The sequence below is a fragment of the Micromonospora sp. NBC_00860 genome, from assembly GCF_045207375.1.
Classification (GTDB): domain Bacteria; phylum Actinomycetota; class Actinomycetes; order Mycobacteriales; family Micromonosporaceae; genus Micromonospora; species Micromonospora vinacea.
In genome coordinates, this window is record NZ_CP108825.1 from 3,125,488 (window position 1) to 3,147,647 (window position 22,160).

Annotated in this window: 24 protein-coding genes; 12 read left to right on the top strand and 12 right to left on the bottom strand. The window is 72.2% G+C overall.

Going from position 1 to position 22,160, the window contains the following annotated elements:
* Window positions 1-54: 54 nt before the first annotated feature.
* On the top strand, window positions 55-660 hold the full coding sequence (locus tag OH804_RS14435) for a bifunctional 2-polyprenyl-6-hydroxyphenol methylase/3-demethylubiquinol 3-O-methyltransferase UbiG (RefSeq protein WP_196922624.1): 606 nt from the start codon (window positions 55-57) through the stop codon (window positions 658-660).
* A 22-nt stretch (window positions 661-682) separates the two neighbouring features.
* Here the strand turns inward: OH804_RS14435 and eccB are convergent, their stop codons facing one another.
* Entirely contained in the window at window positions 683-2,068 is a 1,386-nt protein-coding gene (gene eccB, locus OH804_RS14440; RefSeq protein WP_406065699.1) for a type VII secretion protein EccB, read from the bottom strand.
* 129 nt (window positions 2,069-2,197) lie between these two features.
* Between eccB and OH804_RS14445 the strand changes: the two genes are divergently transcribed.
* A complete protein-coding gene (locus OH804_RS14445; RefSeq protein WP_196922622.1) occupies window positions 2,198-2,917 on the top strand; it encodes a spermidine synthase in 720 nt (239 codons plus the stop codon).
* 96 nt (window positions 2,918-3,013) lie between these two features.
* Window positions 3,014-3,193 (top strand): hypothetical protein, encoded by a 180-nt coding sequence (locus OH804_RS14450; protein ID WP_196922621.1) that lies wholly within the window; start codon window positions 3,014-3,016, stop codon window positions 3,191-3,193.
* Window positions 3,194-3,205: 12 nt separating this feature from the next.
* On the opposite strand, the gene OH804_RS14455 is transcribed toward OH804_RS14450, so the two are convergent.
* Window positions 3,206-5,008, bottom strand: a complete 1,803-nt coding sequence (locus tag OH804_RS14455) for an acyl-CoA dehydrogenase (RefSeq protein ID WP_406065702.1) — start codon at window positions 5,006-5,008, stop codon at window positions 3,206-3,208.
* A gap of 154 nt (window positions 5,009-5,162) precedes the next feature.
* On the opposite strand from OH804_RS14455, the gene OH804_RS14460 reads away from it, so the two are divergent.
* From OH804_RS14460 to OH804_RS14470, 3 genes are all read left to right on the top strand, one after another.
* The gene (locus OH804_RS14460) at window positions 5,163-5,585 is read left to right on the top strand and encodes an MmcQ/YjbR family DNA-binding protein (protein WP_406065704.1); all 423 of its coding nucleotides are present in this window, start codon (window positions 5,163-5,165) and stop codon (window positions 5,583-5,585) included.
* 99 nt (window positions 5,586-5,684) lie between these two features.
* On the top strand, window positions 5,685-6,065 hold the full coding sequence (locus OH804_RS14465) for a VOC family protein (protein ID WP_406065706.1): 381 nt from the start codon (window positions 5,685-5,687) through the stop codon (window positions 6,063-6,065).
* Window positions 6,066-6,105: 40 nt separating this feature from the next.
* A complete protein-coding gene (locus OH804_RS14470) occupies window positions 6,106-6,801 on the top strand; it encodes an alpha/beta fold hydrolase (protein WP_406065708.1) in 696 nt (231 codons plus the stop codon).
* A gap of 34 nt (window positions 6,802-6,835) precedes the next feature.
* On the opposite strand, the gene OH804_RS14475 is transcribed toward OH804_RS14470, so the two are convergent.
* From OH804_RS14475 to OH804_RS14485, 3 genes are all read right to left on the bottom strand, one after another.
* On the bottom strand, window positions 6,836-8,110 hold the full coding sequence (locus OH804_RS14475) for an MFS transporter (protein WP_406065710.1): 1,275 nt from the start codon (window positions 8,108-8,110) through the stop codon (window positions 6,836-6,838).
* Window positions 8,107-8,727 (bottom strand): ArsR/SmtB family transcription factor, encoded by a 621-nt coding sequence (locus tag OH804_RS14480; protein ID WP_406065712.1) that lies wholly within the window; start codon window positions 8,725-8,727, stop codon window positions 8,107-8,109. Before OH804_RS14480 ends, OH804_RS14475 begins: the two co-directional genes overlap by 4 nt.
* A 61-nt stretch (window positions 8,728-8,788) precedes the next feature.
* Window positions 8,789-10,360, bottom strand: coding sequence for an LLM class flavin-dependent oxidoreductase (locus tag OH804_RS14485; protein ID WP_406065714.1), 1,572 nt, complete (start codon window positions 10,358-10,360; stop codon window positions 8,789-8,791).
* Window positions 10,361-10,474: 114 nt separating this feature from the next.
* On the opposite strand from OH804_RS14485, the gene OH804_RS14490 reads away from it, so the two are divergent.
* A complete protein-coding gene (locus OH804_RS14490) occupies window positions 10,475-11,068 on the top strand; it encodes a MarR family winged helix-turn-helix transcriptional regulator (RefSeq protein WP_196922614.1) in 594 nt (197 codons plus the stop codon).
* Between the two features lie 91 nt (window positions 11,069-11,159).
* On the opposite strand, the gene OH804_RS14495 is transcribed toward OH804_RS14490, so the two are convergent.
* From OH804_RS14495 to OH804_RS14505, 3 genes are all read right to left on the bottom strand, one after another.
* Window positions 11,160-12,671, bottom strand: a complete 1,512-nt coding sequence (locus OH804_RS14495; protein WP_196922613.1) for a phosphoesterase — start codon at window positions 12,669-12,671, stop codon at window positions 11,160-11,162.
* Between the two features lie 199 nt (window positions 12,672-12,870).
* Window positions 12,871-14,853 (bottom strand): Xaa-Pro dipeptidyl-peptidase, encoded by a 1,983-nt coding sequence (locus OH804_RS14500; protein WP_406065717.1) that lies wholly within the window; start codon window positions 14,851-14,853, stop codon window positions 12,871-12,873.
* Window positions 14,854-14,967: 114 nt separating this feature from the next.
* Window positions 14,968-15,630, bottom strand: coding sequence for a hypothetical protein (locus OH804_RS14505; RefSeq protein WP_231392621.1), 663 nt, complete (start codon window positions 15,628-15,630; stop codon window positions 14,968-14,970).
* A 426-nt stretch (window positions 15,631-16,056) separates the two neighbouring features.
* Here OH804_RS14505 and OH804_RS14510 point away from each other — a divergent pair, with 426 nt between their 5' ends.
* A complete protein-coding gene (locus OH804_RS14510; RefSeq protein WP_196922610.1) occupies window positions 16,057-17,019 on the top strand; it encodes a helix-turn-helix transcriptional regulator in 963 nt (320 codons plus the stop codon).
* A gap of 58 nt (window positions 17,020-17,077) precedes the next feature.
* Window positions 17,078-17,704: a DUF6624 domain-containing protein gene (locus OH804_RS14515; RefSeq protein ID WP_196922609.1), complete on the top strand. Its 627-nt coding sequence runs from the start codon at window positions 17,078-17,080 to the stop codon at window positions 17,702-17,704.
* A gap of 46 nt (window positions 17,705-17,750) precedes the next feature.
* Here OH804_RS14515 and OH804_RS14520 read toward each other — a convergent pair whose 3' ends face one another.
* Window positions 17,751-18,524 (bottom strand): maleylpyruvate isomerase N-terminal domain-containing protein, encoded by a 774-nt coding sequence (locus OH804_RS14520; protein ID WP_406065719.1) that lies wholly within the window; start codon window positions 18,522-18,524, stop codon window positions 17,751-17,753.
* Window positions 18,525-18,618: 94 nt separating this feature from the next.
* Here OH804_RS14520 and OH804_RS14525 point away from each other — a divergent pair, with 94 nt between their 5' ends.
* On the top strand, window positions 18,619-18,897 hold the full coding sequence (locus OH804_RS14525; RefSeq protein ID WP_196922608.1) for a hypothetical protein: 279 nt from the start codon (window positions 18,619-18,621) through the stop codon (window positions 18,895-18,897).
* A 59-nt stretch (window positions 18,898-18,956) separates the two neighbouring features.
* Here OH804_RS14525 and OH804_RS14530 read toward each other — a convergent pair whose 3' ends face one another.
* On the bottom strand, window positions 18,957-19,352 hold the full coding sequence (locus OH804_RS14530) for a helix-turn-helix domain-containing protein (RefSeq protein ID WP_196924914.1): 396 nt from the start codon (window positions 19,350-19,352) through the stop codon (window positions 18,957-18,959).
* 97 nt (window positions 19,353-19,449) lie between these two features.
* Between OH804_RS14530 and OH804_RS14535 the strand changes: the two genes are divergently transcribed.
* Window positions 19,450-20,307 carry an SDR family oxidoreductase gene (locus OH804_RS14535; RefSeq protein WP_406065721.1) on the top strand — a complete coding sequence of 286 codons (858 nt, stop codon included), beginning with the start codon at window positions 19,450-19,452 and terminating at the stop codon, window positions 20,305-20,307.
* A 178-nt stretch (window positions 20,308-20,485) separates the two neighbouring features.
* Complete coding sequence (locus OH804_RS14540; protein ID WP_406065723.1) at window positions 20,486-20,950, top strand: GNAT family N-acetyltransferase; 465 nt, start codon at window positions 20,486-20,488, stop codon at window positions 20,948-20,950.
* 28 nt (window positions 20,951-20,978) lie between these two features.
* Here OH804_RS14540 and OH804_RS14545 read toward each other — a convergent pair whose 3' ends face one another.
* Together OH804_RS14545 and OH804_RS14550 are read right to left on the bottom strand one after the other, a co-directional pair.
* Complete coding sequence (locus OH804_RS14545; RefSeq protein WP_406065725.1) at window positions 20,979-21,338, bottom strand: hypothetical protein; 360 nt, start codon at window positions 21,336-21,338, stop codon at window positions 20,979-20,981.
* Window positions 21,339-21,445: 107 nt separating this feature from the next.
* A complete protein-coding gene (locus OH804_RS14550; RefSeq protein WP_406065727.1) occupies window positions 21,446-22,135 on the bottom strand; it encodes a TetR/AcrR family transcriptional regulator in 690 nt (229 codons plus the stop codon).
* Between the last annotated feature and the right edge of the window lie 25 nt (window positions 22,136-22,160).

Below are 22,160 nucleotides of genomic sequence, written 5' to 3' on the forward strand. Positions count from 1 at the left end.
CGGCTGTCCCCGGGTCGACCGCCGGGCCGCCACCGGCCCGGTTACGGTGGCCACATGGCCAACCCGACCCGCTGGGCGACCGACACCGGTCCCGAGCACTCACAGTGGTACATCGACCGGTTCCGCAAGCTCGTGGCCGAGGGTGCGGACCTGGCCGGTGAGGCCCGACTGGTGGACGCCCTCGTCGCGCCCGGCTCCCGGATCCTCGACGCCGGTAGCGGCACCGGCCGCGTCGGTGCCGCTCTGGCCGAGCGGGGGCACACGGTCGTCGGGGTGGACGCCGACCCCGCGCTCGTGGACGCCGCCCGCGCCGACTATCCCGGCCCGACGTGGCTGGTCGCCGACCTCGCCGAGCTGGACCTACCGGCGCTGGGTGAGGCGGAGCCGTTCGACGCGGCGGTACTGGCCGGCAACGTGCTTGCCTTCGTCGCCGTCGGCACCGAACCGGAGGTGCTGCGCCGTGTGGCCGCGCACCTGCGACCCGATGGCGTGCTGACGGTGGGCTTCGGCACCGAGCGTGGCTACCCGCTGACCGCGTTCGACGCCGACGCGGTGGCCGCCGGGCTTCGTGTGGAGCAGCGCTTCGCCACCTGGGACCTGCGCCCGTGGCGTGACGATGCCCCGTTCGCGGTCAGCGTTCTGCGCCGACCGGCCGAGTGACGCAGGCGGGGCCGCGTCGACCTCAGTCGGGGGCGGCGACAGCACGGGCGGCGGCCGGGTCGAGAGTGGCACCGGCGGGCACCAGGCTGACCAGCCCGGCCGGCAGCCGCACCGGCCGCACGTCGCGGTAGCCGAGCATCGGGAGCACCTCCCGGTCGGCCAGCACGTACCGTCGGCCCAGGTCGGTGACGACGGAGACCGCGCCGCCGGTCGCCCCGGGCGCCGCGGCGGCCTCGACCACCGCGCCGCGGCCCGGCTCCACCACCACGTGGTCGGCCAGCACCGCGCCGCCGGTCGGCGCGGTGCGGGGCACGGCCGTCAGGTCCCGCAGGGGTACGCCCCAGCGCACCTCACCAACCCCGCCGTCGTCGCCGATGCGGGTGCAGAGCGCCCCGCCGTCGCCGGCCGCGAGCCGGGGCGGGGTCGGCGGCGGGGCGTTCGGGCCGGTCGGGGCGAGGTCGGGCACCGTGGGCAACGCGGCGAACCGGCCCAACGTCATCGGCACCGGCTCGACCTGCCCGGTGCGGGCCAGCAACAGCCCCGCCTGCAACTCGGTGATGCCGGCCAGGCCGGCGTCGAGCGCCACCGCGTACTGCCTGCCGCCACCGGAGTTGCTCACCAGGTAGACCGCGCCGATCGTGGCACCCGGCACGCGGGTGGCGGGCCGGCCCAGCGCAGGCAGGTCGAGCGGAGCGAGGTCGGCGCCGGCGGGCAACGAGTTGAGGAGCGCCGGCGCCACCGGAACCGCCTGGGCCCGGGTGGTGGCGAGTGCCGCCAGCACCCGACTGGGATCACGGACCAGGTAACGCCGCTGGTGCCAGACCAGGTGCAGCCCGCCGTCGGGGTGGCGCAGCAGCAGCGCGTCGTCGCCCAACGGCCGGCCACCGTCGGGCTCCGTGCCGATCAGCAACGCGGAGCGGGGCGCCTCGACGCGCGCGCCGGCCGGGATCGTCGAGCAGACCGTCCACGCCGTGGCGGCCAGCCGGCCCGGGGCGGGCAGCGAGTCGGGTGCGTCGGCGATGCCCAACGGCAGCCCGCGCGGCACCCCGTCGATGGTGCGTCGGGACACCAGCACCGTCTTCGACCGGTCCGCGCCGACGATGAGCAGCGCCGAGGCGTAGTTGAGCACCGGGTGCAGCTTCTGCTCGCGATACACGAACCGGGCGCCGGACTCCTTCTCCACGATCACCGCGCCCGGGTCACGCCACCCCTTGCCGCCGCCGGCGAACAGCCCGTAGAGGGCGAAACCTCCGAGCCCGATCACCGCGACCAGGACGCTGGCCAGACCGGCGCCGGCCAGCCGCCGAAACGGCGACTGCGCGGGGTCGGTCTCCCTCATGACCAGGGCGGCGACCGCTCGCTGGACGCTGAACTGGTAGGAGTGCAGCTGGTCCTGCCGCGACGGCATGAGTCCCCTCCGGTGGATCGGCCGGGCACAGGATATGCGCTGCGTCGATCTCCCGCGGACCCTGCGTGGCCGCCCGTCGCGGGGCAACCGCTACCATCCGTGGACGAATCCGGCGGCGAGAGGGCACCCGTGGGCGCGCGTTTCGAAGAGCTGGCCTGGCGGGAGACCCCGATCGGCGCGATCAGCCTGCGCCGACGCCGGGACCCGGCACTCCAGGTCGAGGTGTACGAGGTCAAGCTCGACGACGAGTACCTGATGTCCAGCCTCTTCCCTGTCGCGGAGATCGAGTTGGCCCGGCTCGGCCTCGCCGAGGTGGCCGGTGACTCCCTCGACGTGGTGGTGGGCGGTCTCGGGCTGGGCTACACCGCCTGCGCGGCGCTGGGCGACCCCCGGGTGCGCTCACTGCTCGTGGTGGAGGCGATCGAGGACGTGATCGACTGGCACCGGCGGGGGTTGCTGCCGTTCGCGGCGGGGCTCGCCGAGGACCCCCGGACCCGCTTCGTGCAGGCCGACTTCTTCGCGGCGGTCGCCGGTGACACCGGCTTCGACGCCGAGGTGCCCGGTCGGCGGTTCGATGCCGTGCTGCTCGACGTCGACCACTCCCCGCGCAACGTCCTGCACCCGAGCCACGCGGCGTTCTACCCGCCGGCCGGTCTGCGCCGGCTGGCCGCGCTGCTGCGCCCCGGGGGAGTCTTCGCGCTCTGGTCGGACGACCCGCCGGACGCCGAGTTCACCGCGGCGCTCACCGAGGTGTTCGGGGACGTGCGGGCGCACGTCGTGCCGTTCGCCAACCCGCTGACCGGTGGGGAGTCGGCCAACACCGTCTACGTGGCGCGTACCGGCCCCTGATCGACTCCGGTATGCCGCTCGCGCATGGTGTCGGCCGGACGGGGAAGGAGAAGCCGGGCCGGCCGCACCAGGCGCGGCCGGTTACGGGAGGTCGACATGCGTGCACTGCTCTGGGTTGTCGGCGTGGTCGCCGGTGTGCTGATCCTGCTCGGGTTGCTCCTCGAGGCGGTCCGCTGGCTGATCATCATCGGTGTGATCGCGCTGGTGATCGTGATCGTCTGGGGCGTCGTCAAGGGGCGCCAGGCCATGAGCCACCAGTCCCGCGGACGGCGATGACGCCGGGTTCGGTCAGAACCAGTCCGGGCGCATGTCGAGGGTGGTCCGATCCCGGCTGTCCAGCAGGTCGAACTGCGGGCCGGTCCGGGGCAACTCGACATTGAAGAAGTAGCGGGCGGCCTGCCGCTTGCCGGCGTGGAACCCGTCGTCGGCCCCCTCCGGCGGCAGCGCCAGCACCTGCTCCAACCACATCCACGCGATCACCACGTGCCCGACGGCCTCCAGGTAGGCGCTGGCGTTGGCCAGCGCGAGCACCGGGTCACCGTCGGCCCACAGTCGACGGGTGACAGCGGTGACCCGGTCCACCGCGGCGGCCAGCCGGTCCGCCAACTCGGCCGCCTCTCCCCCGGCCTTGCGGGCCCGCTCGACAGTGTCACCGATCGTCGTGGTCAGCAGAGCGAGACCAGCGCCGCCCTGCATGGTCATCTTGCGCCCCAGCAGGTCCAGTGCCTGAATGCCGTGGGTGCCCTCGTGGATCGGGTTGAGCCGGTTGTCGCGGTAGTGCTGCTCCACGTCGTGGTCGCGGGTGTAGCCGGCCCCTCCGAGCACCTGGATCGCCAGATCGTTGGCGGTGAGGCACCACTGCGACGGCCAGCTCTTGGTGATCGGGGTGAGCACGTCCAGCAGCAGGTGCGCGCGCTCGCGGTCGGCCTCGGCCGGGGCGGTCTTCTGCTCGTCGAGCAGCCGCGCGCAGTAGAGCACCAGCGCCAGCGCCCCCTCCACGTAGCTCTTCTGCGCCAGCAGCATCCGTCGTACGTCGGGGTGGTCGATGATCGGCACCTGCGCGGTGGCCGGGCCCTTAGCGCCGACCGGCCGGCCCTGCGGCCGTTCCTTCGCGTACGCCAGGCTCTTGAGATAGCCGGTGTAACCCAGCGCGGTGGCGCCGGCCCCGACCCCGATCCGGGCCTCGTTCATCATGTGGAACATCTGCGCCAGACCCTGATGCGGCGCGCCGACCAGGTGACCGACGGCCCCGGCGCGGCCGGCCGGGGTGTGCGCGCCGTCGCCGAAGCTGAGCAGGGTGTTGGTGGTGCCCCGGAACCCCATCTTGTGGTTGAGCCCGGCCAACACCACGTCGTTGCGCTCACCGAGCGACCCGTCCGGGCCGACCAGCACCTTGGGCACGATGAACAGCGAGATGCCCTTGACCCCGGGCGGCGCGCCGGGGATGCGGGCCAGCACCAGGTGGACGATGTTCTCGGACAACTCGTGGTCGCCGCCGGAGATCCACATCTTGGTGCCGAAGAGCCGGTACGAGCCGTCCGCCTGCGGCTCGGCGCGGGTGGTGATGTCGGCCAGTGAGCTGCCGGCGTGCGGTTCGGACAGACACATGGTGCCGAAGAACCGGCCGTCCAGCATCGGCCGGACGTAGGTGTCCACCTGCTCGGGGCTGCCGTGCGCCAACAGCAGGTTGGCGTTGCCCAGGGTGAGGAACGGGTACGCCGAGGTGGCCACGTTGGCGGCCTGGAACCAGGTGAAGCAGGCCGCGGCGACCGCGTGCGGCAGTTGCAGGCCACCGACCGAGGCGTCCAGGCCGGCGGTGAGCAGGCCCGTCTCGGCGAAGCTGTCCAACGCCGTACGGACCTGCGGGATCAGCCGCACCCGCTGCCCGTCGAAGGTGGGCTCGGCCAGGTCGGCGGCGCGGTTGTGCGGGGCGAACTGCTCGGTGGCCACCCGCTCGGCGAGATCCAGGGCGTCGTCGAAGGTCTCCCGGGAGTGCTCGGCGTAGCGGGGACGCTCGACGAGTTCGGACACCCGCAGCCACTCGTGCAGCAGGAAGTCGAGGTCACGGCGGGAGAGCAGGGTGGACGGCACGGCACTCCTCAGCGGGCACGGGGGCGGGTCGAGCCGGGGCGACGGCCCACTGCCGCCCCGGCCCATCCTGGCCGATCGTCAGGGCGCACACCACCGGGCCGGGTGGGGTTCGGCGAGCGGAACTTGTCACACCGACCGGTTAGCGTCGTTGCCCGTGACCGCACCCGGAGACGTCCCGCCCGAGGTCCTCGACCGGCTCCGGCCGATCTGTCTCGGGTTGCCGGAGACCTATGAGGAGCCCGCCTGGGTGGGGACCCGCTGGCGGATCCGCAAGCGGACCTTCGCCCACGTGCTCACCGTCGACCCCGATCGCCAGCCGGTCCACGCGCGGGCCGCCGCACTCGACCAGCCCGCCTGCCTGCTGACCTTCCGGTCGCCACTCGACGAGATCGCCGGGCTCCTCGCGACGGGGCACCCCTTCTACAAACCGGACTGGAGTCCGAACGTGATGGGCATGGTCCTGGACGAGAACACCGACTGGGAGGAGGTGGGTGAGTTGCTCACCGAGAGCTACTGCGTCATGGCCCCGAAGCGGCTCGCCGCCCAGATCGGTCCCCCGGCACCGCCGCCCGGCTGAGCGCCGGCCCGGGTCGCGTACCTCAGTGCCGGCTCAGGTAGCGTCGAAACGCGGGCAGCCGTCGAGCGGCACCCCCGGATCCTCGATACCCTGGCCGGCATGCACCGAAGCCGCGTGTACGCGCTGCTGATCGACGCTCCTGAGGCGGAGGCCGCCCGGGCGGCCGAGTTCTGGTCGGCGGCGCTCGGCGTCAGCACCCGGTCCCATCCTGCCGAGCCGCAGTTCATCGGTCTGCACGAGGCGCTGCCAGGGCTGGTCGCCGCGGTCCAGGCGGTCGACGACGTGCCGCGCTTCCACCTCGACATCGAAACCGACGACGTGCCGGCCGAGACCGCGCGGTTGATCGGTCTGGGCGCCACCGAGGTGTCGCAGTGGCTCGAGTGTCGGGTCCTGCGGGCGCCCGGTGGTCACCTGCTCTGCGTGTTGCCGGTGGCGAGCCCGCCGGAACTCTTCGCCGCCGAGGCCCGCACCTGGTCCTGACGCGTCGGGGCTGTCGGAGGGTGCCGCTAGGGTCCCGCCCATGGCTGAATTCGTACTGGTGGCGGGGGCGTGGCTGGGATCGTCGGCATGGGACGAGGTGGTGGCACCACTGCGGGCGGCCGGCCACGGCGCCCACGCGTTGACCCTCTCCGGTCTCGCCGAGAAGCGGGGCGTGCCCGCCGGGCAGCAGACCCACGTGCAGGACATCGTCGACGAGGTCGAGCGCCACGACCTGCGTGGTGTGGTGCTGGTCGGGCACAGCTACGCGGGCATTCCGGTGGGCCAGGCCGCCGAGCGGATCGGCGACCGGTTGAGCCGGGTGGTCTTCGTGGATTCCGAGGTGCCGGTCGACGGTGGGTCGTTCGCCTCCGGCTGGTGGCAGGGCCAGGCGGCCTTCGAGGCGCAACTCGCCGACAACGGCGGCGATTGGGCTCCGGCCAGCGTGGCCGACGTCGACGGTCAGGGTCTCACTGACGAGCAGATCGCCCGCCTGCTCGGAGGCGCCACTCCGCACCCGGGCGCCACGCTGACCGAGCCGGCCGTGCTGAGCCGACCGCTGGGTGAGCTGCCGGCGACTTACATCAAATGCCTGCTCGACGGGCCTGAGCCCAACGACACGGTGGCCAGCCTGCTGACCAGCGACCACTGGCGACTGGTCACCATGGACACCGGCCACTGGCCGATGTTCTCCCAGCCCGCCGAGCTGGCCCGGATTCTGTTGACGGAGGCGGCCTGACCTGGGGTGGCACGATGAAGAGCCGCCAGAGCCCTCAGGCCGCCGGTTCGTCGAGGGTTCTGATGTGGCGCACCGGCGACGCGACCAGCCAGAGCACGGCGAGCACGCCACCCAGGCCGGCGATGGCCAGGGTGGGGCGCAGCCCGATGGTGGTGCCCAACGCGCCACCGACCAGCGCGCCGAGCGGTCGGATGCCGTAGTTGACGGCACTGTAGGCACCGGCCCGGCGTCCTCGCGCGTCGTCGGGTGTCACGGCGGTGAGCAGGGCGTTGAGGTTCACGTCCATCAGCATCACCCCGACGCTGGAGACCAGCTCGATGGCCGCCAGCATGGCCACCTTCGTCCAGGTGGGGCCGGTCACCAGCGCGGTCAGCGCCAGCGGCGCGGGGAAGAGCACCGCGCCGATCATGGCGGTGCGGCCCAATCCGATGGCGCGGGAGATCCGTGGGGCGAGCGCCGCGCCCGCGAGCCCGCCGAGTGCCCCGAACCCGAGGGCGACGCCGATCGCGCCGGCGGACAGGTCGAGGTCCCGGCTGGCGTAGAGCACCAGCAGCGCGCCGGTGATGAAGGTGAAGAAGTTGACAGTGCTGGTGCAGCCGAGGGCGGCCCGCAGCACGGGGTGGCGCAGCACCAGCACGAGCCCTTCGCGGACCAGGCCGAGAGTGGACGTCTGACGCGGCGGCGGAGGCGTCTCGGTCACCGGGATGCGGCGGAGCAGCAGCGCGGAGCCGAGGAACGACACCGCGTCGACGAGGATCGCGACCGGCGCGCTGAGCGCCTGGACCAGCCCACCGCCGACGGCGGGGCCGGCGATGAAGGACAGCGATCGGCTCATGCTCAGTTTGCTGGTCGCGTCCACGTACGCCGATCGGGGCACCAGGGCGACGAAGAAGGCCTGACGCGCCATGGCGAACAGCACCGCTCCCAGGCCGGTGAGCAGTGCCACCAGGTAGAGCTGGGTGAGGGTGATCGCGTCGAACAGGTAGGCCACCGGCAGGCTGAGCAGCACCGCGGCGCGGACCAGGTCCGCGATTATCAGGAGTCGCCGCTTGTGGGTGCGTTGGTCCACCCACGCACCGAGGAACAGGCCCAGCAGGTTGGGCAGCCAGATCAGCGCGGTGAGGACACTGACCTGCACGGGTGTCGCGGCGAGCAGGGTGACGGCGATCAGCGGCAGAGCCAGTTCGCTGACCCGGTCGCCGAACTGGGAGATCGTCTCGCCGGCCCAGAAGGTGCGGAACCGCCGGTCGCGGTGCAGGGCCGGCGGAGGCACGGCGCCGGTGGCGCTCGCAGTGCCGGTGGCGGTCACGACGTGGCCGCGTCGTCGTCGCCGGGCTCGGTCGAGGCTTCGTCCCCCGGCTCGGGCAGGAGGTAGCGCAGCATCCGGACGATCCGCGCGCCGTCCGGGGCCGACGCCTCCTTGCGCCGCACGTATGGAGCGATCAGCTCTTCGATCGACTCCTCCAGTTGCCGCAACTCGTCGGCGGTGGCCACGAACCGGGTGTCGGCCATGCCGGCCAGCGCGCGCCACTCCGGGTCCAGTCGGGGTTCCTCGTGCAGCAGCCACTGCTGGGGTGCGTCGGCGTTGCGGGCGAACATCTCCGCGCGCAGCTGTTGGCTCGCGGACTGTCCCTCGACACTGTCGGACGCGGTGAAGCGGAAGCCCCGGGCGACGGCCTGCCACCAGCGTTCCCGCTTGCTGGTGGCGCCATCCCAGTCATGGACCAGGCCGAACGTCGCGAGGTGCCGCAGGTGCCAGCTGACCACCGACGGTGTGGCGCCGACGTGCGGTGAGAGTCCGGTCGCCGTGGCCGGGCCGTGCCGTTGCAGGTGTTCGAGGATCGCCAGGCGCACCGGGTGGGCCAGCGCCCGCAGCGCCTGCGGCTCGGTAATCTCGAAATCCCCGTACGGATTCTTGAGAGACATGTTTCGAGAGTAGTCTCTCAGATTAGATCGGGGCAACCCCGAGCCGGCGGTGCCGCGTTGATCAGGCGATGCCCAGCCGTGCCAGCGGCTCGACCAGTTCCCGCTCCTCGTAGCTGAGGTGCGACAGCAGGGCGTCGGTCAGCAGGTCCACCGCGGCGCGCAGCTCGGCGATGCCGTCCGGAGACCCGACGTACGCGACCAGGGCCCTGTCGACACCCTCCAGCACGTCGTGGATGGCGTGGTGCTCCTGCTCCAGCCGGTCGACCACCGGGCCGAGTCGGGGGTCGCGCGCCCGCAACCGGGGGAAGAGCGACTGGTCCTCGATCGTGTGGTGGGTGGTGACGATGCGGCAGTACGACTCGCAGTAGACGCCCAGCGTCCAGCGGTTCTGCCGCATGGTCATCGTGTTGATGTGGGACCGGGCCGCGCCGGCGTCGATCTCGCCGGCCGCCACCTGCTCGATCAGGTCGTGGATCTGGGCCAGCTCGGCGCGCAGGCCGTCGTGGATCTGCACGAGGTGCGCGCCGGTGGCCTGCTCCTGGGGGGTGTAGGTGCGCTCCGGGTCGGGCGCGGGCCCGGTCGGCCGGGTCGACTCGTCCCACACCTGCTGCTCGCTTCGCCGTACGCCGTCGTCCGGGGTCGGCACCACGGCGAAGGTACCGCCGCTCGCGGTGGCGTGGCTCGACCGGGCCGGCGACGCGACGACCCGCTCCGGCTCTGGAGTCGCAGCCGGAGCTGCACCCCGGTCACGTTCGGCGGCGACCAGCTCGCGGACGGCGGGGGCCACCTCGCCGGCGAAGCGGCGCAGGTCGTCGGGGTCGTCGCTGCCGAGGATGAAGGTTCCGACGCCGTCTACCAGTGCCAGCTCGGCCAACTCCTCGGCCCACTGCTCGGCGGGCCCGTTCAGCGGGCCGCGCCCGACGGCGGAGAACTCTCCGGCGATGTTGAGCAGCCGACGCACGTCCTGTGGGGATCGGCCGGCCTGCTGCGCGGCGTCGTCGATGATCTCGTTGCCCTTGCTCAGGTCACCGGGCTGAAGGTAGCCCAGCGTGGGCAGCCAGCCGTCGGCCCGACGCCCGGTGAGCTGGAGCATCCGGGGCTTGTACGCGCCCAGCCAGATCGGCACCGGGTGGGCCGGAGCGGGTCCACGCTTGGCGCCGACGACCCGGTAGAACTCGCCGTCGACCCGCACTCCGCCACGCGTCTCGGCGTCCCAGAGCTGACGGACGACCTCGATGGCCTCCTCCAGTGCTCGCACACCCTGGCCGGGGGTCAGCCGCCGGCCGCCCATCGCCTCGATGGCATCCCAGAACGCCCCCGCTCCGAGGCCGAGGCTGATCCGGCCACCGCTGAGCAGATCCAGGCTGGCCACGCTGCGGGCGAGCACCGCCGGCGGGCGCAGTGGCAGGTTCGTCACGTTCGCCGCCAGGTGCACCCGGCTGGTGCGGGCCGCCACGAAGCTCAGCAGCGTCCAGGTGTCGAGGAACGCCGGCTGGTACGGATGATCCTGGAAGGTGACCAGGTCCAGCCCGACCTGCTCAGCCAGGACGGCGACGCCGACAGTGCGGCCCGGATTGCCAGCGCTGGGCGTGACGAAGGATCCGAAGACCAGGTCGTGGCCGTAGTCGCTCATCTGCGAGCCTCCCGATTCACCCGACGCCTCGGGTGATGCGTCGTGGCCTTAACCTTATGCCACACAGAACATCTTGTGCCAACAAGGTCTGCTTCACTGCGGTATTGTCGGGGGATGACGGGTGCCACTCGCCGGCCGGACCGGCCCGATCCGCTCGACGACGACCTGGGCTGGATGCTCGGGATCGTCTTCCGCGGCTACATCCGGGCGGCCGAGCACGCGCTCACCGACTTTCCCGGTGGCCCGCGCGGCTACCAACTGCTCACCGCGGCCAGCAACGGGCCGGCCCGAAACCAGGGCGCGATCGCCGAGGAGATCGGCATCGACCGCACCGTCCTCACGTACCTGATCGACGACCTGGAGCGGCCCGGGTTCGTCGTCCGGCGCGCGGATCCGGCCGACCGGCGCAACCGGCTGATCGAGGTCACCGACGCCGGTCGTGCCGCCTGGGACCAGCGGCGGTTGGCACTGCGGCAGGTCGAGTCGCACCTGCTGGGGGCGCTCACGCCGACCGAGTCGGCGACGCTGCGGTCACTGCTGCAGAAGGTCGCCTGCTCGGCCCAGGCGATGGACCCACTGCGCGACCTCTGCGAGGTGGTGACACAGGTGCAGGCCGACCCCACGCCCGCGGCCCGCCGGACCGGAGCCGCGGCGGTGCGCAGCGGGCGAACCACCACCCCCCGGGCCCGCCGCCGCAGCCCCGAGTGACCGGATACGACCGGGCGGGCCCGCCCCGCTGCGCCCGACGTCGTCCGTCGAGCGGTGCCGGACAGGCCCGCGATGTCGCTGTCGCGCTCGGTCAGCGCACGTGCACGAAGACCGGGTTCGAGTAGAACCACAGGTCGTCCCACGGGCTCTCCAGCCCGTCGGCGAGCGGCTCGGCCTCGTCGGTGCTGGTGCCGCGCACCCGCGCGTAGGTGTCCGCCTCGACATTGCGCAGGGTGTGCCGGATGACGTAGCTGTCGCCGTGCCGACGCCAGTCCCGCGGGCCGAACCGGGCCGCCACCTTGGTGGTGGGGTTGGTGTCGGCGTCCAGGCTGGCGCTCGGGCCGGTGATCTGGCCGACGATCAGGTCGACCCGGCGGACCTCGGGCCGGTCGCCGTTCGCGTTCACCCCGCCGAGCGGGCGGAACGTGATCTCGATCTCGACATCGGTACGGCTACGACGGCTCACCGTGATCGTCTCGCCCACCTCGGCGGTCCTGCCCTGAGATGTGGCGGTGACGTCGAGGCTGCGGATCAGGTCGCCGGTGGTGACCCAGATCCGGCCGTTGCGCAGGCCGTCCATGATGTCGCCGTAGTCCTGGCGGGCGTGCACGTACGTCTTGCTGTACTCGCCCGGCCAGAAGTCCGAGCCGCCGCGGGTCCAGTGCACGTGCGAGTCCGAGGTCGCGGTGATCCACCAGCGCCGGCCCTCGCCGAGCAGTGAGTCCCACAGGCCGCCGACCCGAGCGGTCATCTGGTCGAAGCCACCGTAGGTGGGGTGGTTGCCGTACCCGCCCCGCTTGCCGCCGTTGAGCGGGCCGGCCTGGTGGCCGGGCGCTCCCTCGAAGCCGATGTAGACGTCCGGCGCGGCGTTGTTGCCGTTGCGGAACTCGCGCGGGGTGTCCTGACCGTAGACGCCGAGACCGGGCGCCGAACGCGACGCGTGGTGGGCGATCACCAGCGGCTTGTGCGGCATGCCCCGGGCGACCTTGAGGAACTCCACCATCTTGGCCTCGGTGTCGCGGGCCGGGTCGGTGGGGAATGCGTCGTACTTGGCGAACCGGCTCTCCAGCTCGAAGAGCTGCTTCGCCTCGTCGTCGTGGCGCGGGATCATCAGCGTGTGGTGGTCCAGCGAGGGCGCGTCGAACTCCATGCCCCAGAACTGGAGCACCTCGGGGACCAGCTTGCGGGAGCGCAGCAGGTCGGGGTACGCCTGCTCGATGTTCACCTTCGAGTGGGTCGGTCCACCGTGGTCGGTGCACATCGCCCAGGTCAGACCGAAGTTCTTCGCCATGATGGCGTTGGTGACGATCGGGTAGACCGCGTCCGCGCCCTTGTGGAAGACGATCGGGGACTTCGTGGTGTCGAACTCGCCGCTGTACTCGGAGTGGATGTGGTGGTCGCCCGCGCGCCACGTCCGGTTCCTGGAGTTACCCCGGTCGGTCTTGTCGTCGTCACCCGGCCGGCGGTCCTCGTCGGCCCACGCCGCACCGGCGCCGACCAGTGGGCTGGCGGCGGCCAGCGTCGCGCCGACGCCCGCGTACTTGACCAGCTTGCGCCGGGACAGCTGCGCGTGCTCGGTCTCTTCGGGATGCTTGTCTCTCACGTGAGAGCCTTTCCTCGATCAAGCGAATGCTCTTTCGATCAAGGAGCCTCGGAGAGGCCGGTGAACACCGGCCGTACGCAACGGGTGCGCACGATGAACACCCTGCCCCGACCTGCGCGCAGCGCCGGACGGGGCAGCAGCGGGTGACTCAGCGACCGCGCGGAGTGTCCAGTCGGGACCGGCCTCGGGCAGGGCCGGGTCAGGGCACCTGCCGGGGGTCACGGGCCGTGCGGGCCGCCGACGGGTCGGCCGGCGCGGTGACCACCGACGGTGCGACATCGACGGCGGGCAGCCCCACGCGGCCGGCGGCCGGAAGGATCAGCTCACTGCGGCCGAGATCGACCCGCACTGTGGCGTCCCGGTCGTTCGTCTCGGTGAACTCCGGGTCGCTCTGGCCAAGGACCAGGCCGAGTACGTGCCCGGTGGGCAGCACCGCGTCGTATGCGTTCAGCGGCACGGTCACCGTGTACCACCGGTCCGGGAGCAGCGGGCTGCTGAACCGCAGCGAGCGGTGATGGGCGGCGTCGAGCCACCCCCGGGTCAACACGGCGTGGTCGGTGACCGCGGTGATCTCCTCGGTGTCCCGGTAGCAGGCGTCGTCGGCCGCCGTGGAGGCTCCCCAGCAGGACTCGGTCGTCAGCGTCCGGACGCCCTCCGAGTTGTCATAGCTGATCCGCTCGGCGGTGCCGTAGTCGACCAGCCGGGCGGTCAGCTCGGTGGTCGGCCGATCCACCCGGACCCGCAGCCGCACCGAGGGGCTGCCGGAGATCCGCAGCGGGGCGGTGAGGGCGCCGGAGAGGAAGACCAGCCGGCCGGCGGTCGCGGTGCCGGGCTCGGCGACCAGCTCGGCCTCGGTCAGTGACTCGTCGAGGTAGGCCCGCTCCTGACCCGGCCGCGCGCCGCGCCCGCCGAGGGTGCCGGTCACGCCGTCACCGGCACCGAGCGGAACGCGGACGTCCCGGGCGCCGGGGGCAGGCCAGTCCCGTTGCGTCGTCCACGTGCCCGGCGCGGTCTCCCGGTCGACCCGGGGCTCGCCCATCACCCCGTTGCGCAGCCCCTGCAACCAGTAGTCGAACCAGCGGTGCAGGGCGGCCACCCACTCGGCCCGCCGCACGTCGAAAGGGTCCTCGTGGCCGGCCTGGTAGAGCCACAGCTTGCGGGGCACACCCCGGTCGGCCAACTCCTGCCACCAGCGGGCGAACTGGTTGGTCGTGACGTTCAGGTCGTTGACGCCGTGCGCCACGAACACGCTGGCCCGGACCCGGTCGGCCGACGGCCGGTAGTCGCGCTGCGCCCAGAACCGGTTGTAGTCGCCGGTCTCGTCGGAGCTGTCGGCGCGCAGCCGCGCCAGCACGCCCGCGCAGGCGTCGTCGGTGCGGCCGTTGACGTACGAGTGCAGGAAGCCGGGGTAGTCGGCGGCCCGCAGGTTCCCCTGGTAGCGCATGTAGTCGTACCAGCTGGAGATGGCCGAGATCGGCACGATGGTCGCCAGCCCGGGCACGCCGGTCGCGGCGACCCCGTTGGCGACCGAACCGTCCCACGACTTGCCGATCATGCCGACCTGGCCGGTGCTCCAAGCCGCGTCCACCGGTCGGCCGTCGGCGGTGAATGCGCGGGCCCGCCCGTTGAGCCAGTCGACGACGGCCTTGGCGCTGCCCACCTCGGCCGGGCCGCCGACGTCCTCGCAGCCGGTGGAGCGGGCGGTGCCGGCGAGGTCCACGGCGGCGAACGCGTACCCGCGCGGGACGAAGTAGTTGTCGTAGAAGAGCGGGGCCTTGGCGATCACGCCGGCCGCGTCGTACGTCTTCAGCTCGCCCTCGTTGCCCCGACCGCAGCAGAGGTAGTAGGGCGAGGCGTCCATGATGACCGGTACGCGGACCCCGGCGGTTGCGGCCTCCCGGGGCCGGACGAGGTCCACCGCCACCCGGTCGCGCACCCCGTCTCCGTCGGTGTCGGCGCGGGTCTCCACCCAGACGCTCTCCCGGATCGCGTCGGCGTAGGAGTAGGCGGGGACCGTCTTGTCGCCCACGACGTGCGCGGGCGGTGGCCGGTGCCCCGCCGCCGGTTGCGCCGCGATCGGGGAGGCGACCACCGGCGCTGCGGGCAGTGCCGCGACCAGCAGACCGACCAGGACGCTGGCGACCCGAGCGCGGGTACCGGCGATCGACGGAGCAGACGTCATCGGTGTCCTCCCGGGGCACGACACGTGGTTCATATTCCATCGCATCGATGGGCCTGCTGCCTAGTGCCGTACCGATCCGGGTTCCGACCGACGGGTGGGGCGCCGACGGTCGAGTCAGATCCGAGCGCGGGGCAGCCAGCCCAGGAACCGGAGCCGGACCCGAGGCAGCGGCAGCGTGGGCAGGTCCTCGGCCGCCGCGACGAGGCAGGAGCCGAGATAGACCGCGAGGGAGGCGCGCGCTCCACCGAACTCGGCGAGCAGCTGGCTCTGCTTGGTGGCGCAGGGCCACTCGCGGCCGCACCCGGTGCAGGTCCAGCTCGGCGGGTTGGGCAGGTGCTCCGGCAGCTTGGCGCGGCGGTACCGACCGACGACGCTGTTGTCCGAGCGCACGTCGCGTCGCCGCGACGCGGGACCGTCGTTGCGGTGGGGTACCGGACGGGCACCGGGTAGGTAGCGCCCGACGGTGCCGAGGAGCACCCCGACCCGGATCAGCGCGTCCGGTCCGACCTGCTGGGTCAGCAACGCGGTCATCAGGTAGTGCCCCAGCAGGTCGAAGGCGTCCCGGTTCAGACCCAGGTCACGGCAGAGGTCGACGAAGTCCGGCGTGGCCAGTGGCACCCGGTCGTCGAGTGCCCGGCGGAGCACCTCACGCAGCCCACGCCCGAGCCGCTCCAGCGCGTCACCCTCGCCCAGGCCCAGGCTGTCCTCGTCCGCCACCCGGGCCAGCGCCTCGGCGACGGCCAGCCGAACGACGCGGTCAGGATCGCTACTGTCCAACGGTTTCCCCCTCCATGGGTCGGCCTCCCGGCGGTGACCCGGTCGTCCTCCGATGAATCATGAACAAGATTTCGCTGTCGGCCACGAGGGTGGCTAGGACCGCAGACGCAGAACCATTCGGCGCGCTAGCCGGAAAACGAAGTCGAGCTGCCGACACGCGGCCGTGATTCGCCGGGCGACGGGTCCGCGATTGTCGTAGGGTGACATTCCCATCTACAGATATTGCGCTCCACAGTCGTTGAATGGTCAGACCAGATCCGACGCCCGCAACCGGTCGCTGCCGTCCCGCTCGCGACGTTCCCCATCACCGCACCGCCGCCGGCCAAAGACGTGCCGGGTCACCGCCGAGCACCCCGGCACGTCCCGAACCTGCCGTCGGCACCCGTTCCAGCACCCGGCGGCACCTCCACCGGACGGAGACAGCGGATGACGTCATCGCCAGTGCAGACCCACCAGTTCGACAGTCGCGACCCGGCGGCCATCCACGAATTTCTGTCCGCCACGTACGACCCGAAACTGCGCATTCAGAGCAAGAACGGCTATCGGCTCAACCACCACCGCGTCGACACCGGCCCCTTCGCCATCGCGACCACCCGGCAGACCGGGCACCTCGACATCGATGCCAGCACCCTCGGCGGCCTGGTCATCGGCCGCACCCGCACCGCGCACGTCAATCGCTCCTGCGCCGGATCGGCCCACCGGTTCGGCCCCGGTGAGGTCTTCCTGGTCACCAGGCCGGAGGAGCCGTGCACCGTCCAGTGGCATCCCGGTGAGGTGGAGCTGTGCGTACTGGACCTGTCGGTGCTGGCGCAGGTGGCCACCACCGCGCCGGCCCGTCGGCCCGGTCGGATCGAGTTCACCGAGCTGGGCGCCGCCAGTGCGGCCCTCGCCCGGCAGTGGCGCAACACCACCAGCTTCGTCCGCGACGTCGTGTTGAACAGCCCCGCCGCCGGGGCACAACAGCTGGTGATCGGCAACGCCGCCCGGATGCTGGCCGCGGCGGCGCTCGCGGTCTTCCCCAACACCGCGTTCACCGAACCGACCGCCGCGGACCGGAACGACGCCACCACCGCCACGCTGCGACGGGCGATCGCGTTCCTGGAGGAGCACGCCGACCGGGACATCAGCGCGGCCGACATCGCCGGCGCGGCCGGCGTCTCCCTGCGGGCGGTGCAACTTGCCTTCCGTCGTCATCTCGGCACCACCCCCATGGCCTACCTGCGTCGGGTCCGGCTCGTCCGGGCACACCACGACCTGGTACGCGCCGACCCGGGTCAGGAGACGGTCTCGGCGATCGCCAGTCGGTGGGGATTCGCCAGCCACAGCAGGTTCACCGCCCGGTACCACGCCAGCTTCGGTGTGCCGCCGCGCGAGACGCTGAACACCTGAGACACGGTCGCGGTCCGCGCCTTGTGGGGGTGACCACGACCCGACGACAATCGACGAGGTGAAGCTCCCGTCGCCGCTCACGGTGCCGCTGGTGGCACTGCTCACCCTCGCTGCCTGCGGCACCTCGTCCGGGCCGGCCGGCGACTCACCGAGCAGCGCGCCGCCGGCAGCCCCGAGCGCCTCCTCCCCCGCCTCCTTCGACAAGGCGCTGCACGACGAGTTGATCGCGATGCTGGCGCGCGACCAGGCCGACCGCGGGGGCACGCCGCAGAGCGAGTCCGACCAGGCCCGCACCGCCCGGTTGAAGGAGATCATCCGTACCCACGGCTGGCCGACGTTCGCCCTCGTGGGCGAGGACGGCGGCAACGCCGCCTGGGCGATCGCCCAGCACTCCGACCAGGATCCGACCTTCCAACAGGAGGCACTGGACCTGCTGCGGGCCGCAGTGACCGCCCGCCAGGCATCGCCGGGCAACCTGGCCTACCTGGAGGACCGGGTCGCGGTGGGCAAGGGCGAGCCCCAGGGGTACGGCACACAGATCCGCTGCGGACCGGACGGCCCTGTCCCGACGACTCCGATCAGGGACGAGCCGGAGGTCGAACGACGCCGGGCCGAGGCCGGCCTGCCGACGCTGGCCAGCTACCTGGCCGAGATGACCACGATCTGCGCGCAGGACGCCAACTAGTGCGGCTGCTGCTGGCCCTCTGACCGGGAACGTCTACCGGGTTGCCTTACGCGTTCGGGTCCCAGCCTGCGAGCTGCTCCATCGGCTGGGTGTCGCCGGTGGTCTCCAGACCATCGAGCAGGACGCGGTCGTAGAAGTAGAGGACCAGTTCGCTCGCTGCGCCACGCATCCCCATGTCGCCCGGCTCCGCGTCGGTGGCGAGGTCGTCGCAGCGGACGCCGTCGGCGTTCAGGGTCAGGCGCCAGGAGCGGCCCTCGGTCGTGTGCAGGTCGATGGTCGCCGGCTTGAACGGCCAGGGGACGGTCGTCGCCGCGACGGTCGTCAGGAACTCGTCGACGCCCTCGACCGCCACGTCCGTCGGCAGCGGCTGTGCGGCCCCCTGGGTGAGCTGGACGTCGTAGGTGTGGACAGCCAGCTCCTGAATCTGGTGCCGGGCCACGGCTCCGCTGGTCTGCGGGGCCTGCGAGCGGCCCCACCAGGTCCAGCAGCCGCGGTCCGGGCCGGCCGCGCGCATCGCGTCGAGCATGAGCTCGGTCGACTCGGCGAGCCAGGCGTCCAGGGCTTCGCGGTCGCGGGGCGCCGTCTGGGCGCCCTTCGGGTCCGTCCTCGCCGGGGGCTCAGCGCCCGGGCCAGCCGCGATGATGGCGGCCTGGCGGCGGCGGCCGTCGCCGAGGTGCTGCGCCAGTTCGCGCAGCGTCCAGTCCGGGCAGGTCGGGACCTGGACGTCAAGGTCGGGGGCGGACGCGATCGCGGCACGGAACGCGGCCGAGCGGTCTTCGATCAGCCGCAGGACCTCGGGAAACTCCACAATGTATTGCACGCCCGTTGTGTATCACTGCGCTTCGGCCGCCGGATAGCAAATTTGTCGGACGAACCGGGAGCGTTCACCGGGTGGGCCGGGTTAGCCTGCGCCCGTGAAGGTCTATCCCCTCTGGCACATCAGCCACCAGAACGAAGGCGGCCCCGACGACGAGACGATTCACCTCGACGACGAGGGGGTGTTCGTCGACGAGCAGGACGGCGACGACGTCAAGCTGCTCGGCATCTACTCCTCCGAGGCCGTGGCCGAAGAGCGGATGCGCCGCGCGCGTCTCTTACCGGGCTTCGCCGACGAGCCGGACTGTTTCCAGATCGGGGAGTACGACCTCGATGAGGACCACTGGACCGAGGGCTTCGTCCGCGTGTCGGTCTAGGCCTTCGGGCGAGCGACCCCGCAGAGGGCAGCAACCCGGCAAACGTCCCGGTCAGAGCACTAGCCCCGGTCGCGCTCGCGGCTGTCGCGGGCGGTCTGCAGCTCGGGCACCGAGGCTTCCAACAGGTCGGCGAGGCCGCGCAGTTGCTCGGCGACCCGGGCGCCCAGGGGGGTCAGCGAGTATTCGACCCGCGGTGGAATCGCGGTGAGCACCTCGCGGGTGAGCATTCCGTCGCGTTCGAGGGTCTGCAGGGTCTGCGAGAGCATCCGCTCGCTGACCCCGTCGATGCGGCGCCGCAGCGCGTTGAACCGGTAGCGACCCTCCCCGAGCGCCAACAGGGCCAGCGAGGCCCACTTCGAGGTGACGTCCTCGAAGGCCGCACGGGAGGTGCACCCCCGGGCGAAGACATCGCTGACGAATTCCTGGGTAGGCCCCGCCGGGTCCTGGGCCGGCATGTCGCTCACCTCACCAGCCTATCCCACGCTGCTCGTAGGTTAGTGCTGTAGATTCGTAAGTGCTTACTGATCTGTTTCCCACCCTCCGGAGGTTCCCATGCCCACCTACGCCGTCACCGGCGCCACCGGCCGACTGGGCCGCCTGGTGATCGAGCAGCTGCTCGACAGCGGCGTACCCGCCGCCGAGATCGCCGCCGTCGTCCGCAGCCCGGAGAAGGCCGCCGAACTGGCCGCGCGCGGAGTAGAGATCCGCAAGGCCAACTACGACGACCCGTCGACGCTGCCCGGCGCCGTGGCCGGCGTACGCCGCCTGCTGCTCATCTCCGGCGACACTCCCGGTCAACGCGTCGCACAGCACACAGCGGTCATCGACGCCGCCAAGCTCGCCGGGGTCGAGCGGCTCGTCTACACCAGCATCCTGAGGGCCGACACCACAGCGAACCCGCTCGCTCCGGAGCACAAGGCCACCGAGGAGGTCCTCGCCGCGTCCGGTCTGGCCTACACCGTGCTGCGCAACAGCTGGTACACCGAGAACTACACCGACCAGCTGCCGCAGTACCTCGGGTCCGGCACCATCCTCGGCGCCACCGGCGGCAGCAAGATCTCCGCCGCGACCCGGGCCGACTACGCAGGGGCGGCCGTGGCCGCGCTGACCCGCGCGGAGGACGGCGACGCCGTCTACGAACTGGGCGGCACCGCGTTCACCTTCGACGAGCTGGCCGAGGCCGTCACCGAGGTGACCGGCACCACCGTCGTCCACCAGGACATGTCCGCCGCCGAGCTGGCCTCGGCCCTGGAGAACGTCGGCCTGGACGCGGGCACCGCCGGTTTCGTCGCCGCGCTCGACCAGTCGATCGCCAACGGCGAGCTGGCGACCGACAGTGACGACCTCAGTCGGCTGCTCGGCCGGCCGAGCACCCCGCTGCGCGACGCCATCCGGGCCGCGCGGGTCTGACCGGTTCACCGCCGAAGCGGGCGGCGGCGCCCCGGTTGCCGTCGCCCGCCACGTGGTGCAGGCGGCCACGTATCCTCCAGGGCATGGTGAGGTGCGTCGACGACCAGTGCGGTCGGCACAGCCGGCCGCCACGCCGGCACCCGGCGCGGTCCGAACTGGACGCTCTGGCGTCGGCCCGGTGAGCGGCGGTGACTTCGTCGTCCGCGCCGCCGTACCGCAGGACGACCCCGAGCGGGTCTTCGACGTGCTGTGGCAGCTCGCGCCCGACGACGCGCGGCCGGACCCCGGCCGGCTGGCCGCCGCCTGGCGCGACCTGCACGGGCAGGCTGGCCGGCGTCTCCTGCTGGCCGTCGCCGGGAGCACCTTCGTGGGCACCCTGGACACCCTCGTCGCCCCCAACCTCACCCACGGCGCGCGACCGTACATGGTGGTGGAGAACGTGGTGGTCGCGCCCGAATGGCGCCGCCGCGGGGTCGCCCGGGCCCTCATGCTGGCGGCGCTCGACGACGCGGCGGCGGCCGGCTGTTACAAGGTCCAACTGGTGTCGAACGCCGCGCGCACCGACGCCCACCGGTTCTACGCGTCAATCGGGTTCGCGCAGTCCGCTGTCGGTTACCGCCGATACCTCACCACCGCGCCGTGACACCGGCTGCGGGCGCTCCCGCGGCCGACTACTCCGCCTCGTCCTGCTCATCGGTGAGCTCGGCCAGGACGTCGGCCGCGTCCCGGTTCCCGCCGTCGGCGAGCCGGCGAAGTTCGCCGACGTCCGCCCGCTCCGCGGCCAACTCGACGAGCTGGTCGGCGGCGTCCCGGTCGCCCTGGTCGGCGAGGCGCCGCAGCTCGTTCAGGTCGCCGAGTTCGGTGGCGAGTTCGACCAGTTGGGCCGCCGCGTCGGCGTTGCCGTCCTCGGCCAGCTGACGCAGCTCGGCCAGGTCACCCCGCTCCCCCGCGAGCTCGACGAGTTGGTCGACCGCGTCCCGGTCACCGTCCTTGGCCCGTTGGCGCAGGTCAACAAGATCAGGGTCGGACATCGCGCACCTCTCCGCAGCTGGCGCGGGGTCGTCTGGCCCCGCCCACCATCGAGAACCTAGTCGAGGTGCGCGGAGAAACGGCAGAAACCACAGGTCCGCCGAGGCGGTCAGCCCGTCTCGGTCGACTCCACGAGCAGCAGACCCGTCAGCAGGCTGCGCAGGGTCCGCTCGACGAGGTCCGCCCGGGGCGCCGGCCCGGAGGGCTGACTGAACGCCGCGACCAGGTGCGGGTACGCGGCGAGGTCCACCCCGGCGAAGCTGATTGCCCCGGCGGCGGACTCACGGCGGGCGAAGAGGCTCACCACGCCGGTCATCATCGCGATGGCCTCGAACTTGGCAGCCACGGGGCTGCGCACGGGTTGCAGGACCCGGAGGCAGTTGTCAAACCAGGCCAGGCTCTCCGGGCCGATGCCGGAGGGCCGGTGGATCACGTCGAGCAGCCACGGGTGGGCGCCGAACAGCGCCAACTGACGGCGCCCCAGCAGCACCATCGTCTCCACCCAGTCGCCCTCCACCTGTGGGTACGGGCGCAGCTCCCCCGCCGCCCGGTCGGTCATCAGGTCCAGCAGGTCGTCGCGGGACGACAGGTAGCGGTAGAGGGATCCGGCACCGGTGCCGAGCGCGGCGGCCACGGCGCGCATCGACACCGCGGCCAGCCCTTCGGTGTCGGCCAGGGCGATCGCAGCTACGACGATGCTGTCCCGACTGTGCCCCGGAGCGGGCCCGCGGCTGCCGCGTTCGGGCCTGCTCCAGATCGGCTGCCGGTCGGGGCCGCCGGTCGCGGCTGTGTCACTCACTGACCTACTGTAAACCGCAAACGTC